This window comes from Motilibacter aurantiacus, assembly GCF_011250645.1.
Classification (GTDB): Bacteria; Actinomycetota; Actinomycetes; order Motilibacterales; family Motilibacteraceae; genus Motilibacter_A; species Motilibacter_A aurantiacus.
Genome location: NZ_JAANNO010000006.1, coordinates 16,878 through 31,107, shown reverse-complemented (window position 1 = coordinate 31,107; position 14,230 = coordinate 16,878). Strand labels below are relative to the sequence as shown.

The 14,230-nt window shown below is 75.6% G+C and carries 17 protein-coding genes and 1 riboswitch; of the genes, 12 read left to right on the top strand and 5 right to left on the bottom strand.

Annotation, left to right across the window (positions count from 1 at the left end):
- Positions 1 to 7: 7 nt before the first annotated feature.
- Complete coding sequence (locus G9H72_RS23000; protein ID WP_331272232.1) at positions 8 to 1,231, bottom strand: GGDEF domain-containing protein; 1,224 nt, start codon at positions 1,229 to 1,231, stop codon at positions 8 to 10.
- Positions 1,232 to 1,330: 99 nt separating this feature from the next.
- Here G9H72_RS23000 and rpe point away from each other — a divergent pair, with 99 nt between their 5' ends.
- The 6 genes from rpe to G9H72_RS11990 all read left to right on the top strand — a co-directional run bounded on the left by rpe (position 1,331) and on the right by G9H72_RS11990 (position 6,080).
- Entirely contained in the window at positions 1,331 to 2,005 is a 675-nt protein-coding gene (gene rpe / locus G9H72_RS12015; protein WP_166171312.1) for a ribulose-phosphate 3-epimerase, read from the top strand.
- Between the two features lie 81 nt (positions 2,006 to 2,086).
- Positions 2,087 to 2,228: riboswitch (FMN riboswitch) on the top strand.
- 131 nt (positions 2,229 to 2,359) lie between these two features.
- Entirely contained in the window at positions 2,360 to 3,439 is a 1,080-nt protein-coding gene (ribD, locus tag G9H72_RS12010) for a bifunctional diaminohydroxyphosphoribosylaminopyrimidine deaminase/5-amino-6-(5-phosphoribosylamino)uracil reductase RibD (RefSeq protein WP_166171310.1), read from the top strand.
- Positions 3,440 to 3,443: 4 nt separating this feature from the next.
- A complete protein-coding gene (locus G9H72_RS12005) occupies positions 3,444 to 4,058 on the top strand; it encodes a riboflavin synthase (RefSeq protein ID WP_166171308.1) in 615 nt (204 codons plus the stop codon).
- On the top strand, positions 4,055 to 5,341 hold the full coding sequence (locus G9H72_RS12000; protein WP_166171306.1) for a bifunctional 3,4-dihydroxy-2-butanone-4-phosphate synthase/GTP cyclohydrolase II: 1,287 nt from the start codon (positions 4,055 to 4,057) through the stop codon (positions 5,339 to 5,341). The genes G9H72_RS12005 and G9H72_RS12000 overlap by 4 nt, the downstream gene beginning before the upstream one ends.
- Positions 5,338 to 5,820: a 6,7-dimethyl-8-ribityllumazine synthase gene (gene ribH / locus G9H72_RS11995; protein ID WP_166171304.1), complete on the top strand. Its 483-nt coding sequence runs from the start codon at positions 5,338 to 5,340 to the stop codon at positions 5,818 to 5,820. The genes G9H72_RS12000 and ribH overlap by 4 nt, the downstream gene beginning before the upstream one ends.
- On the top strand, positions 5,817 to 6,080 hold the full coding sequence (locus G9H72_RS11990) for a phosphoribosyl-ATP diphosphatase (protein ID WP_166171302.1): 264 nt from the start codon (positions 5,817 to 5,819) through the stop codon (positions 6,078 to 6,080). Before ribH ends, G9H72_RS11990 begins: the two co-directional genes overlap by 4 nt.
- A gap of 14 nt (positions 6,081 to 6,094) precedes the next feature.
- Here G9H72_RS11990 and G9H72_RS11985 read toward each other — a convergent pair whose 3' ends face one another.
- From G9H72_RS11985 to G9H72_RS11975, 3 genes are all read right to left on the bottom strand, one after another.
- A complete protein-coding gene (locus tag G9H72_RS11985) occupies positions 6,095 to 6,394 on the bottom strand; it encodes a hypothetical protein (RefSeq protein ID WP_166171300.1) in 300 nt (99 codons plus the stop codon).
- 699 nt (positions 6,395 to 7,093) lie between these two features.
- Entirely contained in the window at positions 7,094 to 7,948 is an 855-nt protein-coding gene (locus tag G9H72_RS11980) for a hypothetical protein (RefSeq protein WP_166171298.1), read from the bottom strand.
- Positions 7,945 to 8,475 carry a SigE family RNA polymerase sigma factor gene (locus tag G9H72_RS11975; protein WP_166171296.1) on the bottom strand — a complete coding sequence of 177 codons (531 nt, stop codon included), beginning with the start codon at positions 8,473 to 8,475 and terminating at the stop codon, positions 7,945 to 7,947. The genes G9H72_RS11980 and G9H72_RS11975 overlap by 4 nt, the downstream gene beginning before the upstream one ends.
- A 76-nt stretch (positions 8,476 to 8,551) precedes the next feature.
- On the opposite strand from G9H72_RS11975, the gene hisG reads away from it, so the two are divergent.
- From hisG to G9H72_RS11950, 5 genes are all read left to right on the top strand, one after another.
- Positions 8,552 to 9,397: an ATP phosphoribosyltransferase gene (gene hisG, locus G9H72_RS11970; protein WP_166171294.1), complete on the top strand. Its 846-nt coding sequence runs from the start codon at positions 8,552 to 8,554 to the stop codon at positions 9,395 to 9,397.
- 74 nt (positions 9,398 to 9,471) lie between these two features.
- Entirely contained in the window at positions 9,472 to 9,861 is a 390-nt protein-coding gene (locus tag G9H72_RS21610; RefSeq protein WP_331272230.1) for a PH domain-containing protein, read from the top strand.
- Positions 9,862 to 10,023: 162 nt separating this feature from the next.
- Positions 10,024 to 10,875: a DUF6065 family protein gene (locus G9H72_RS11960; RefSeq protein WP_166171290.1), complete on the top strand. Its 852-nt coding sequence runs from the start codon at positions 10,024 to 10,026 to the stop codon at positions 10,873 to 10,875.
- A 66-nt stretch (positions 10,876 to 10,941) separates the two neighbouring features.
- Positions 10,942 to 11,652, top strand: a complete 711-nt coding sequence (locus G9H72_RS11955) for an SseB family protein (protein ID WP_331272229.1) — start codon at positions 10,942 to 10,944, stop codon at positions 11,650 to 11,652.
- 86 nt (positions 11,653 to 11,738) lie between these two features.
- On the top strand, positions 11,739 to 12,545 hold the full coding sequence (locus G9H72_RS11950; protein WP_166171286.1) for an MBL fold metallo-hydrolase: 807 nt from the start codon (positions 11,739 to 11,741) through the stop codon (positions 12,543 to 12,545).
- Between the two features lie 160 nt (positions 12,546 to 12,705).
- Here G9H72_RS11950 and G9H72_RS22415 read toward each other — a convergent pair whose 3' ends face one another.
- Positions 12,706 to 13,032: a DUF1844 domain-containing protein gene (locus G9H72_RS22415; protein ID WP_166171769.1), complete on the bottom strand. Its 327-nt coding sequence runs from the start codon at positions 13,030 to 13,032 to the stop codon at positions 12,706 to 12,708.
- Positions 13,033 to 13,478: 446 nt separating this feature from the next.
- Between G9H72_RS22415 and infC the strand changes: the two genes are divergently transcribed.
- Positions 13,479 to 14,159 (top strand): translation initiation factor IF-3, encoded by a 681-nt coding sequence (gene infC, locus G9H72_RS11940; RefSeq protein WP_166171284.1) that lies wholly within the window; start codon positions 13,479 to 13,481, stop codon positions 14,157 to 14,159.
- Positions 14,160 to 14,230: the final 71 nt, after the last annotated feature.

Sequence of the window (14,230 nt, the reverse complement as noted above, 5' to 3'; positions counted from 1 at the left end):
GGGCACGTCAGGCGGGGACGGTCGGCTGCCCGGCCTCGAGCTGCCCGAGCACCACGCGGTCCTTGCCGGCCCGCTTGGCCTCGTAGAGGTGCGTGTCGGCGGTCCCGAGCAGTGCGCCGAGCCGCGGATGGGCAGGGCCCGGGCCGCCCGTCGCGACCCCGACGCTCATCGTGACGCGCAGCCCGGGGGAGACCGCGTCCAGGTCCAGGGCGGCGACGGCGGCCCGGAGCCGCTCGCACGCCTCGGCGGCCTGGCGCTGCCCCGCCCCGGGCAGCAACAGCACGAACTCCTCGCCCCCGAGGCGGACGACGAGGTCGCCGGCCCGGCGACCGGCGTCCAGGGTGGCCGCGACGCGGCGCAGCACCTCGTCCCCGGCCGGGTGGCCGTACCTGTCGTTGACGTGCTTGAAGTCGTCGATGTCGCAGACGGCCAGGCTGATCGCGGCAGGCGGCTCGCGGCGGGAGTCGATGGCGCGCAGCGCGGCGTCCAGCGCTCGCCGGTTGCCGAGACCGGTGAGCACGTCGCGGCGGGTGAGGCCCTCCAGCTGCCCGGCCAGCAGGCGGGAGCGGCGCAGCGCCTCCTCCAGCTCCTCGGTGCGCTCGGCGACCCGGGCCTCGAGCCGGCCGTTGGCCTCGGAGAGCCGTCCGGCGAGGTCGGCGGCGCGCTGGCGCTCGTGCTCGGCCTCGCGCAGCAGGGTGGAGACGATGCGCGAGGTGACGAACGCCGCGAAGGCCGCGACGACCGACAGGAGCACGCCGGCCACCTCGACGTCGTGGTAGCTGGACGGCCGGGTCCCGTCCCCTGCTATCGACGGCAGCAGGAGGATCAGCGCGAGCGTGGCCGCCAGCACGAGCGGCACCGCGCGGACGCGGACGACGAGCCCGCCGGCGAGCACGACGATGGAGCTGTAGACCGGCGCGAGCTGGGAGTTGGTCGCGTGGACGATGCCGGCCAGGATGGCTCCGAAGCTGCAGACGACGAACGCGCCGGCGATGCCGACGTGGCCGCGGCGCGCGAGCGGCACGGCGCCGAGGTAGGCCAGCGCGGTCAGGCCGAGGCTCCAGAGCCCGCTGCGCGCGTCGGAGAGCTGCGCGACGATCGGGGTGAGCGCGACGGCCAGGCCGGACACGCTGGAGCAGAGGGCGATGAGGACCCGCCCGCGTCGGCGTACGTCCGGGTCGGGGTGCTGCACGCGCAGCAGGGAGCCCAGTAGGCGACGGAAGGTCTGCACGCCGCCTCCCCTCCTGCGTCACGGGCCCGTCGTCCTAGCATCGGCGCCCATGCACCGAGTCGAAGGCAATCGCCGCCGCAACTCGACGGGCCCGGCCCGATGACGGTCCAGATCTCGCCGAGCATCCTGAGCGCGGACTTCACCGACCTGGCGCGGGAGGTCGCCCGGATCGCGCCGGCCGCGGACTGGGTCCACGTCGACGTCATGGACGCCCACTTCGTGCCCAACCTGACGATCGGCCTGCCCGTCGTCGAGCGGCTGGCCCAGGTGAGCGAGCTGCCCCTCGACTGCCACCTGATGATCGCAGACCCCGACCGCTGGGCACCGGAGTACGCCGAAGCCGGCGCACGCTCGGTGACCTTCCATGCCGAGGCGGTGAGCGCGCCCGTGCGCCTGGCCCGCGAGCTGCGGGCGCGCGGCGCCCGGGCAGGGCTCGCGCTCAACCCGGCGACCCCGGTCGAGCCGTACGCCGACCTGCTGCCCGAGCTGGACATGCTGCTGCTCATGACCGTCGAGCCCGGGTTCGGGGGGCAGAAGTTCCTCGACCTGGTCCTGCCCAAGCTGCGCCGCGCCCGCGAGCTCGTGCAGCGCTCGGGCGCGGAGGTCTGGCTGCAGGTGGACGGCGGGGTCGCGGCCGACACGGTCGAGCGCGTGGTCGAGGCGGGGGCGAACGTGCTCGTCGCCGGGTCGGCGGTCTACGGCGCCGCGGACCCGGCGGAGGCGGTGCGCGGGCTGCGCGCGCTCGCCGAGGGCGGGGCAGCCGCCGACGCCTGAGCCACCGCGTCCGCATGCTGGACGGACGGCCGCGTTCCGCCGGCCGGAATCGTTCCGCGTGCGACGATGTTGCCGACGACGACGCGTGCCCCGGGGTCGGTGGAATTCCGAACCGGCGGTGACAGTCCGCGACCCGGTCTCGGCGCCTCCACGGGCCGGAGCCGGTTGACCCGGTGCAACTCCGGGACCGACGGTGAGAGTCCGGACGGGAGGCGGCACGCGGCGGATGGGACGTGCGCGTCCCCGCGCACGCAGGCAGGGCCTGTCGTGCGGCGGGCGCGTGCGCTGCCCGCCCGCCGCTGCGCCCTGCCCCCGCGGTACGCCGGTGACGGCGAGCGGCGGGACGGAGGCAGCATGACGGGTACGACGGCGAGTCAGGCGGAGGTCGCCGCTATGCGCCGTGCGGTCGAGCTCGCCGCCCTCGGCGCGGCCACGGCCGCCCCGAACCCCGTCGTCGGCTGCGTGGTGCTGGGCCCGGCCGGCGAGACCGTCGGCGAGGGCTGGCACGAGCGCCCCGGCGGCCCGCACGCCGAGGTCGCCGCCTTGCGCGCTGCCGGGCCCGCCGCCCGCGGGGCGACCGCCGTCGTGACCCTCGAGCCCTGCCGCCACACCGGGCGGACCGGCCCCTGCACACAGGCACTGCTCGCGGCCGGCGTCTCCCGGGTCGTCTACGCGGTGCCGGACCCGTCGCCGGTCGCCGGGGGAGGCGCCGCCGAGCTGCGCGCCGCGGGGGTGGACGTCGCGGGCGGCCTGCTCGCCGCGGAGGCCGAGGCCGGCAACCGCCGCTGGCTCACCGCGGCGCGGCTGGGGCGCCCCGAGATCGTCTGGAAGTACGCCGCCACGCTCGACGGGCGTGTCGCCGCCGCCGACCGCACCAGCCGCTGGATCACCAGCGCCGAGGCTCGCGCCGACGTCCATGCGCTGCGCGCGGACGTGGACGCGGTGATCGCCGGGGTCGGGACGGTCCTGGCCGACGACCCCCAGCTCACCGTGCGCGGCGTGCCCGTCGACCGCCAGCCGCTGCGCGTGGTGGTCGACAGCGCCGGCCGGACGCCGCCGGGCAGCCGCGTCCTCGACGACGCCGCGCCCACCTGGGTGGCGACGGCAGGCGAGCTGGGCCGCGGCCCCGACGGCCGCGTCGACCTGGGGGCGCTGGCCCGCGGGCTGTCCGCCCGCGGCGTGCTGCGCGCCATGGTCGAGGGCGGGCCCACGCTCGCCGGCGCGCTGCTGCGGGCCGGGCTGGTCGACCGGGTGGTCGGCTACGTCGCGCCCGCGCTGCTCGGCGCCGGGCCGGCGGCCCTGGGCGAGGCGGGCGTGGGGACGATCGCCGGGGCGTACCGCCTCGAGCTGGTCGACGTGCGGCGCGTCGGGCCGGACCTCCGCCTGGAGGCCGTCCCGGTCGCGGCGGGGCAACTCATCGAGGCGAAGGAGTAGGCGCGTGTTCACCGGCATCGTGGAGGAGCTCGGCGAGGTCGTCGGGGTCGAGGAGCTCGCGGACAGCGCGCGGCTGACGCTGCGCGGGCCGTTGGTGACGAGCGACGCGGTGCACGGCGCGTCGATCGCCGTGAACGGCGTCTGCCTGACGGTGGTCGACGTGGCCGACGGGGTGTTCTCCGCAGACGTCATGCGCGAGACGCTCGTCCGCTCGTCGCTCGGCGCGCTGGCTGCCGGCGACGTCGTCAACCTCGAGCGGCCGGTCGCGCTGCAGGCCCGCCTGGGCGGCCACATCGTGCAGGGCCATGTGGACGGCACCGCGGAGATCGTGTCGCGGACCCCGGGGGACCGCTGGGAGGTCGTGCGCGTCGCGGTCCCGGCCGAGCTGGGTCGTTACGTGGTGGAAAAGGGCTCGGTCGCCCTCGACGGCGTCTCGCTCACCGTGAGCGCCGTCGGCGACGGCTGGCTCGAGGTGAGCCTCATCCCGGCGACCCTCGAGGCGACGACGCTGGGACGCAAGCCGCCGGGGGCACCGGTCAACCTGGAGGTGGACGTGCTCGCCAAGTACGTGGAGTCGCTGCTCGGCGCCCGCGCCGGGCAGCCCGGGGGTGCAGCATGACCGCCGTGGCCGACGGGCACACCGACGTCCGCCTGGACCCGGTCGAGCTCGCGGTCGAGCACATCGCCGCCGGGCGGGCCGTGGTCGTCGTCGACGACGAGGACCGCGAGAACGAGGGCGACATCATCTTCGCCGCGGAGAAGGCCACGCCGGAGCTGGTGGCGTTCATGGTGCGCCACAGCTCCGGCTACGTCTGCGTGCCGCTGCCCGAGGAGGAGTGCGACCGGCTGGGCCTGCCGCCGATGACGGCGGTGAACGAGGACCGGCGGCAGACCGCGTACACCGTCACCGTCGACGCCAAGGAGGGGGGCGGGACGGGCATCTCGGCGACGGACCGGGCGCGCACCATCCGGCTGCTGGCCGACCCGGCCTCCACGCCGGGCAGCTTCACCCGCCCCGGCCACATCGTCCCGCTTCGGGCGCGACCCGGCGGCGTGCTGCGCCGTGCCGGGCACACCGAGGCCGCCATCGACCTGGCCGAGCTGGCCGGGCTGCGCCCCGCCGGCGTGCTCGCCGAGGTGGTCAGCGAGGAGCACCCCGGCGACATGGCGCGCCTGCCGGAGCTGCGCCGCTTCTGCGACGAGCACGGGCTCGCGCTGGTCTCGATCGCGAGCCTCATCGCTTACCGCCGGCGCTTCGAGAAGTCCGTCGAGCGGGTCGCCGAGACGCGGCTGCCGACGGAGTTCGGCATGTTCCGGGCCGTCGGCTACCGCGACCTTCGCGACGGCGCGGAGCAGGTGGCGCTCGTCGCAGGCGACATCGGCGACGGGCGGGACGTGCTCGTCCGGGTCCACTCCGAGTGCCTCACCGGGGACGCGTTCGGCTCGCTGCGCTGCGACTGCGGGCCCCAGTTGCACGCGGCGCTGCGCACCGTGGCCGACGAGGGCCGCGGGGTGGTGCTGTACTTGCGGGGCCACGAGGGCCGCGGGATCGGGCTGGTGGACAAGCTGCGGGCGTACGCGCTGCAGGACGCCGGCGCGGACACGGTCGAGGCGAACCTCGCCCTGGGCCTGCCGGCGGACCGCCGCGACTACGGGACCGGTGCCCAGGTGCTGGCCGACCTCGGCGTGCACACCATGCGGCTGCTGACCAACAACCCCACCAAGCGGGCGGGGCTGGAAGGGTACGGTCTGCAGATCTCCGGGACGGTGCCGCTGACCATGGTGCCGACCGCGGACAACCTCAAGTACCTGCAGACCAAGCGGGACCGGATGGGGCACGAGCTGCCCGACCTGCCGGACTCGGGCCCGGACGGGCCGAACCTCGAGAGGAGCCCCACGTGAGTGGAGCCGGCGCCCCCACGGTGCAGGCGGACGGGCACGGGCTGCGCGTCGCGGTGATCGCCGCCCGCTGGCACGAGCAGATCATGGGCGGCCTGCTCGACGGCGCGCTCACCGCGCTCGCGCAGTGCAAGGTGGAGGACCCGGTCGTCGTCCGCGTGCCCGGCACCTTCGAGCTGCCCGTCGCGGCAGCCCGGCTGGCGCGCACCGGCTCCGACGCGGTCGTGGCGCTCGGCGTCGTGATCCGCGGGGGCACGCCGCACTTCGAGTACGTCTGCTCCGCGGCGACCTCGGGGCTGACCCAGGTGTCGGTCGAGACCGGCGTGCCGGTGGGCTTCGGGGTGCTCACGTGCGACACCGAGGAGCAGGCCTACGCCAGAAGCGGGCTTCCGGGGTCGCAGGAGGACAAGGGCTACGAGGCGGCGAGCGCCGCGGTCAGCACGGCGGTCGTGCTGCGGGACGTGCTGAAGGGGTGGGCGTGAAGTCGTTCGAGGCGCTCTTCGCCGAGCTGTCGGAGAAGGCGGCCACCCGCCCGGAGGGGTCGGGGACCGTCGCCGAGCTGGACAGGGGTGTCCACTTCATCGGCAAGAAGGTGCTGGAGGAGGCCGCCGAGTCCTGGATGGCGGCCGAGCACGAGGACAAGGAGCGGGCGGCCGAGGAGATCAGCCAGCTGCTCTACCACTCGCAGGTCCTCATGCTGGCGCTCGGGCTGAGCCTCGAGGACGTCTACAAGCACCTCTGAGCCCCCGGCCCCGCTCAGCCGACGGCCAGCACCTGACCGCCGTGCCCGCAGCACCCGGTGCGCGCGACGGCGAGCAGGTCCCCCGGCGCCAGGCCCGCGGGAAGCAGCGCCGAGCGGGACACCCAGCCGAGGTCGTCCACCACGGCGTGCGGCGACCGGCGGGCGACCGAGGCCCGGCCGACCAGCCGCGCAACGTGGGTGCCGTCGCAGCGGGCCTCGTACGCCGAGAGCAGGCCCGCCCGCACGGGCGGCACGACGGCGACGGGCCGGCCGTCGGCGGCGGGAAGCACCTCCTGCACGGGCAGCACGGTCACCGGCCCCGCGGGACGGGCAGCCCCACGGGGCCGTCACCGTGATCGGCACCACGCGCCCGGCCTGCGCCGCAGCGCGCCGAGCGTCACCGCAGGGGCCGGCCCGCGGTCGGGGCGGTGGGGCGCACCCAGCTGGCCCCCTCGGCCCGCAGCCAACATCGCACGCGCCCATGGCGCAGCGGCAGGCCCCCCGAGCCACAGGGTGACGTCCCGGCCGGCCCAGGCGCGCGCCCGCATCCGGACGTCGAAGCCGAAGACGGCCTGGACGGGAGCCCCGGCCTGCCCTGCGGCCCGGCCAGCGAGAAGCCCTCGACCAGCCGGTCGTCCCCGCGCGCCCGGGTGCCGGACGGCCACAACGACTCCTCGAGCGGGTCGGGATGAAGGCGCGGAGGGAGGGGAGGCAGTCGCTCAACGTCATGGCACCGGCTCACGCGCTCCGCCCGCCGCCGGACAGGGGCCGGGCCGGATCCTGACGGTCCTCGTACGCCGCCCTGACCCCGGTGTCAGCCCGGCCTCACGGTTCCTCGGCACCGTGTCAGGGAAGGGTCAGGAGCACCCGCCGGAGCCGGTGGGCGAGGAGGCTGCCGCCATGGCGAACAAGACGCACCACGAGCCGCTGTCTGCCGACGGCCAGGTGACCGGCGTCCTGTGGGTCACCGCTGTCGCCGCCGCCCTGCTCGTGCTGATGTGGGCGCTCTGACGTCACCTGCGAGGGCCTGCCGGCAGCGGCGGGACACCGCTCGGCTGCTCGCCCTGCGCCTTGGCCAGCGCGGCGTCCGCCACCGCGCCGAGCCAGCTCAGCGGGCTGTCCACCGCGATGTAGCTGCGGGCCTTGAGGCTCACCCGCACGACGAGGTCGCCCTTGCGGACGGCCAGGGACCACTCGGTGGCGTCGAGGGTCGGGTAGGTGGAGCGCCTGGCGTACTCGCCGCCCGTCCGTGAGGCCCAGGCCCGCAGCACGACCGTCCGCCGGTCGCAGGCGTCCAGGCTGCCCTGCTCGCGCAGCAGGGCGGCCCCGCGCCCCGGCTCCGTCTCCAGCACGCTCGTGGTCAGCAGCGGCAGCCGGCCCGTCGCACCCCGCACCGGCGCGCGCCAGAGGCCCCAGCCGATCTCCCGCCGGGCGTCCTGAGGCAGCCAGGCCACTGCCGGCTGCCCGGTCAGCCGGTCCATGACCGTCCCCCGGGCGTCGATGTACCACGCGCCGTCCCGCTCGGCCCGCCAGCCGCGCCCGAGCTCGCCCGCCGTGAGCGCGGCGTCGGTGGCCGGCGGGCTGGAGGTGCCGGCCACGGCGAGCCCCTCGCACCGCGGGGTGAACTGCGTGCGTGGCTCGGCGGACACGGCAGCGGCCGGCGCCGAGCGGCGGGAGCCGTGGTCGACGGCGACGGGCACGGCGGCGACGGCGGTGACCGAGAGCGCCGCCCCGACGGCCGGCACCACGCGGCGTGCCCGGGCGCGCCGCCGCCCGCTGCGGGCCGCCTCCGCGACCAGCGCGCCCGGCAGCGTCATCCGCTCGCCCCGGGACAGCGAGTCCCGGACGAGCTCCTCCAGATCGGTCATGGCGCAGATCCCTTCCCGGCCGGGGCCGAGGCGTCGAGTACGAGGTCGGGCGGCAGCCGGCGGCGCAGCGCCGCCAGTGCGCGGTGGGCCGTGACGCGGACGCTGCCGGGGGAGACGCCGAGCGTGGCCGCGATCGCGGCGTCGTCGAGGTCCTCGAGATAGCGCAGCACGACGACCGCGCGCTGGCGCGGCGGCAGGGTGGCGAGCGCCCGGCGGACGGCGTCCCGCTCCACCACGTCGCCGGCCGGGTCCGGCGAGGCGCCGGGGTCGACGTGCTCGCTGGCGAGCTCGCCGGACCACCGGCGCCGGCGCCAGCCGAGGAACCGGTTGAGCATCATGCGGCGCACGTAGGCGTCCGGGTCGTCGGCGCGCAGCACCTTGCGCCAGTGCACGTACGCGTCGGCGAGCGCGGTCTGCAGCAGGTCCTCCGCCTGCTCGCGGTGCCCGGTGAGGGCGTACGCGAACCGCAGCAGCGCCGGCCCGCGCGCCGTCGCGTACTCGTCGAACCCGCCGCCCCGTCCGTCCATGCCCCTACTGATGCCGAAGCCCCCTCCTCCGGTTACAGGTCCGAAGGACTCTGCGCCGTCTGGAAGGATGGGGCACGTGCTGAGGGTCGCCGTACCGAACAAGGGCTCGTTGTCCACCGCTGCGGCGGAGATGCTGAAGGAAGCGGGGTACGCGCAGCGCACCGACCCGCGGGAGCTGGTTCTGCAGGACCCGGCCAACGACGTCGAGTTCTTCTTCCTGCGCCCGCGTGACATCGCGGTCTACGTCGGCTCCGGCCAGCTGGACCTCGGCATCACCGGCCGTGACCTGCTGCTGGACTCCGGTGCGCCCGCCGAGGAGCTGCTCCAGCTCGGCTTCGGCGGCTCGACGTTCCGGTACGCAGCCCGACCGGGCACCGCTTCCTCGCCCAAGGAGTTCGAGGGCAAGCGCGTCGCGACGTCCTATGCCGGCCTGGTGTCCAAGCACCTGGCCGAGCTCGGCGTCTCGGCCGAGGTCATCCGGCTCGACGGCGCCGTCGAGACGAGCGTCCGGCTGGGCGTCGCCGACGTGATCGCGGACGTCGTGTCGACCGGGACCACGCTGCGCCAGGCCGGCCTGGAGATCCTGGGCGACCCGATCCTGCACAGCGAGGCCGTCCTCGTCCGCGGCGCGGGGGCCTCCGGCTCGGCCGCCGTGGACCAGCTCGTCCGCCGCCTGCAGGGCGTCATCATCGCGCGCCGCTACGTGCTGATGGACTACGACGTGCGCGCGGAGCTGGTGGAGGAGGCGGTGGCGATCACGCCGGGCATCGAGTCGCCGACGGTCTCCCCGCTGCACGACCGCGGCTGGGTGGCCGTCCGCGCGATGGTGCCCAAGAGCGACACCAACCGGGTCATGGACGAGCTGTGGGAGCTGGGGGCGCGGGGGATCCTCGTCACCGGCATCCACGCGTGCCGGCTCTGAGCGCTCCGACGCCGGGGCCCGGCACCGCGCCACCGGCCCTGCCGCACACCTTCCGGCCGCGGTGGGGCAGGCGTGTGCCGTACGCCCTCGCGGTGGTGGTCGCCGCGGTCTTCGCCCTGCTGGTGGTCGGGCTCTCGGACTGGCCCGCCCTGGACCGGTTCCTCGTGGCCGTCGTAGGGGCCGCCATCGTCTGGTTCCTGCACCGGCTCGCCGACGTCCGGGTCGTGGCCGACCAGCAGGGGCTGCTCGTGGCGAACATCCTGCGCGGCCGCCGGCTCGAGTGGGCGGAGGTCCTCGGGGTCACGCTGCGCCCCGCCGACCCGTGGCTCGTGCTCGACGTCTCCGACGGCAGCACCGTCGCGGCGATGGGGGTGCAGGGCTCCGACGGGGCCTACGCGGTCGAGCAGGCCCGGCAGCTGGCCCACCTCGTCGCGGCCCGGGCGTCCGCCCGCGAGGAGGGGTGAGCGCTCCGGCGCGGGCGGTGCCGCCGGTCGGGCCTTCGCGGCCAAAGGGAGGGCGCCCCGCCGCACGGTGCGCTATCTGTTGACATCGAGCAGACCGTACGAGCACACGCGCGACCGTCCGGACGTGCGGCCGCTTCCCGAAGCGCGGAAGGACACCTGATCGTGACAAGTGCGCACGAGGACGGTAGGACGCAGCCGGCCGACGACCTGCCCGCCGCGTCGGGGCCGCGGCCCGCTGCCGCGAACGAGCTGGTGGCGTACTTCGGCAAGGGCGGCCCTGCGCGCGCACCGATCGTGCCGGCTCCGCGCAAGCGCGAGTGGCTGGACTTCACGCCGGGCAGGTCCGGCAAGTACTGCCTGCCGCTGCTCATGGCGGGGGAGCAGGGCTGGGAGATCTGCAACCCGGTCGGCTTCACGGCCGTCTGGGACGGCGGGGAGGCCCCTGACGCCCTCACCGTCGTGCCCGACGGCCGGCCGCGCGAGGTCCTCGCCGCGTCCATCTTCGGCGGCGGCGTCCTGAGCTTTGGGGTGCCGCACGTGTTCAGGACGCCATCCGGGTGGAACCTGCTGGTCCGCGGGCCCGCCAACCGCCCGAAGGACGCCGTCAGCCCGCTGGAGGGGCTGGTGGAGACCGACTGGTCGGTCGCCCCCTTCACGATGAACTGGAAGCTCACCCGCCCAGGCGCGCAGGTGCGCTTCGAGGAGGGCGAGCCGTTCGCCATGATCCTGCCGCAGGCGCGTGGGACGCTCGCCGAGTTCGAGCCGCGGTGGCTCCCACGCTCGGCCGACCCGTACACCAGCCAGGAGGCGGCGCGCTTCCACGAGGAGCGGGTGGCCGCGCACCGGCAGAACTTCCTGGCTGCGAACGGCTTCGGCGAGCCGGCACCTCTGGGCATGAAGTACTTCAAGGGCCAGTACCCCGACGGCTCGCCGGCCCCGGTGCACGAGACGCGGACGCGGCTGCGCGAGTTCGAGCCGTGGCAAGGCCCCGCCGACGACGTGGACGGGGCATGACCTGCCCCGCCACCGCCGATGGTCCCCCGTGGCGCGGCCGAGGCCGGGCTGGCTAGGTTGCGCCCCGTGACAGGCTCCGCCGGCAGGACGATCCCGGACACCGGCTTCGCCGGGGACGAGGGGAGCGCCGACCGCAAGGTCGCGGCGGCCCTCGCGGCGTACGCGTCGGACCCGGCGCGCTGGCCGGAGGTGCTGTCCGCCCTCGCCTCCTCCCGGCTGCTCGTGCCCGTGGTGGCCGTGCTCGCCGAGGAGGAGGACGTCGCGCCCGGGCAGCTGCGTCGGGAGAAGCGCACCGACATGGCGCTCGTCACCGTCGAGGGGCCGGGCGGCCGGGCGCTGCCGGTCTTCACGAGCCTGGAGACGCTGTCGCGGTGGCGGGCCGACGCCCGGCCCGTGCCCGTCGAGCCGTCGCGCGCTGCGGTCGCCGGCGCGGCGGAGGGGGCGCGCGCCCTGCTCGTGGACCCCGCCGGGCCGGTCCCGTACGTCGTGGCGGGCCCCGCGCTGCGCGCCCTGGGCGCCGAGCAGGTGGCCCTCCCGTTGTACGACGACCCCGCCGCCGCGGCGGCCGTGCAGGCGCTCGTTGCGCCCGAGCCCGAGGTGGCGGCGGTGCGCCTCGTGCCGGGGGAGGGCGTCGACGCGCGGATCGTGCTGACCGTCCGCGAGGGCGCGGCGCTCGAGCCCCTGCTGCGGCGGCTGGGCCCGGTGCTGCAGGGCGCCCCGCTGCTGCGGGAGCGGACGCTGCGCGGCGTCGACGTGGCGGTCGAGCCGGCCGGCTAGGCGAGCCGTGGGCTGCGGCGCCGGGGCCGTGCGGATGGTCGAGCCCGGGCACGGGTAAGCGGCGCGCTCGCGGGCAAGGTGCCGCCGTGCACGATCAGCCGGACTCCTCGCTCTTCTTCGTCGGGACCGCGACGACGGTCCTGCGTCGCGACGGCTTCACGGTCGTGACGGACCCGAACTTCCTGCGCCGGGGCCAGCGGGCGTACCTCGGCAAGGGGCTGAGCTCACGCCGGCTGACCGATCCCGCCATCGCGGTCGAGGACCTGCCCGTACTGGACGCCGTCGCCCTTTCGCACCTGCACGGGGACCACTACGACCGCGCCGCCAGACGCGGCATCCACCCCAGCGTCCCGGTCGTCACCACGGCCCACGGGGCGAAGCGGCTGCGGCGGCAGGGGGTGACCACGGCCGGCCTGTCGACGTGGCAGCCGTGGGAGCTGACGAAGGGCGGGAGCACGCTGCGCGTCACGGCGCTGCCCGGCCGGCACGCCCCCGGGCCGATGCAGGCCGCCCTTCCCAGCGTGATGGGGATGCTGATCGAGTTCGAGCCGGTCGGGGGCGGGCGCCCGTACCGGATCTACGAGACCGGTGACACGCTCGTCATCGACGACCTCAAGGAGGTCGTGCGGCGCTTCCCGGACATCGACATGGCGCTGCTGCACCTGGGCGGGACCAAGGTGCTCGGCGTCACCGTGACCATGGACGGCCGGATGGGCGCGGACCTCATCGAGCTGCTCGAGCTCGGTCGCCGGTCGCGCATCGTGCCGATCCACTACGACGACTACGGCGTGTTCAAGTCCCCGCTGGAGGACTTCCGGGCCGAGGTGGACAGGCGGGGGCTCGTGGCGGACATCCGGTACGTCGCGCGCGGCGACACGCTGCCGCTGGACTGAACGACGGCACGCGGCCGGGCCCGTGCGTGCTGACGAGCGCCTCGAGCCGCCCCGAGCCGCCCCGAGCACGCTGATCATGGGCAGGTCGGCGCCGGCGGCCGCGTGTCGCCGACGACCTGCCCATGATCGCGCGGCCGTCAGGCGTGCGGGGGAGGGTGGCTCAGCGCCCGGAACCGCGCGGGTAGACCGGGCCGGTGAGCTTCTCGCCGGGCCCCTCGCCCGGGGCGTCGGGGATCAGGGACGCCTCGCGGAAGGCCAGCTGCAGCGAGCGCAGCCCGTCCCGCAGGGGCGCGGCGTGGTGGTGGCCTAGCGCGGGGGCGGCGGCGGTCACCAGCCCGGCGAGCGCCGTGATGAGGGTTCGGGCCTCGTCGAGGTCCTTGTGCTGGGCGGCGTCCTCGTCCTCGGCGAGGCCGCACTTGACCGCGGCCGCGCTCATCAGGTGGATGGCCGCGGCCGAGACGACCTCGACGGCGGGGACCTCGGCGATGTCCCGGGCGGCATCGGATACGGCATCAGACGCGGCACGGGACGCGGCACGGGACGCGGCATCGGACGCGGCACCGGACACGGCAGAAGGAGTGGGTACGCCCGACGACGCGGGGCGGCTGGGCGGGCCCAGCGGATCTGTGCTCACACCTGGTAGCCTTTCAGATCGACCCGTCCGTCCCGACAGGTGCTCCACCGCCCCGGCGCGGAGTGCCAGCGGAACGGGCGCGCAAGCGGAGGCCCTCCTCCCACCTGTGGCCGACGGACTGCTGCTCGCTCAGCCGTCGACAGGCCGCAAGGTTCCGGTCCAGCACCGCCCGCGCGGAATGGCGGGTGGTGCCGCGGGTGTTCCCCTGTCACGGGGCCCCGCCCGGTCGGGAGGAAGCTCGCCGCGTGTGGTGGGCGCCCGGCTCTCGCCGGACGGCTGCGCAGGTCACTTGCAGAGTTGTGCAGGTCCCGCCCCGTACCCGGCTAGAGGAGAGCAGCATCAGCACTGAGCCCCGCATCAACGACCGGATCCGTGTGCCCGAGGTCCGGCTCGTGGGCCCCAATGGCGAGCAGGTCGGCATCGTGCGCATCGAGGACGCGTTGCGTCTCGCGCAGGAGTCCGACCTCGACCTCGTGGAGGTCGCGCCGATGGCCCGCCCGCCGGTGGCCAAGCTCATGGACTACGGGAAGTTCAAGTACGAGTCCGCGATGAAGGAGCGTGAGTCCCGGCGCAACCAGGCTCACACCATCATCAAGGAGATGAAGCTCCGCCCGAAGATCGATGCTCACGACTACGACACCAAGAAGGGTCACGTCGTGCGCTTCCTCAACGCGGGCGACAAGGTCAAGATCACGATCATGTTCCGCGGCCGCGAGCAGTCCCGGCCCGAGCTGGGCTACCGGCTGCTGCAGAAGCTCGCGGAGGACGTGCAGGAGCTGGGCTTCATCGAGTCCGCGCCCAAGCAGGACGGGCGCAACATGATCATGGTGCTGGGGCCGCACAAGAAGAAGGTCGAGGCGATGGCCGAGGCGCGCGAGGCGAAGGCCCGCCGCGCCCAGGGCGACGGCGCGGCCGAGGTCGACGGGGAGGACCGGCCGACTGCGGCGGTCGCCGCCGACGAGGCGACCAGCGCGGAGTAGCAGGGCGCAGCAGCAGGACCGCGGCGGGTCGGGACCGCCGGCCGCGCAGAACGCAGGACCCCTGCCCCGGC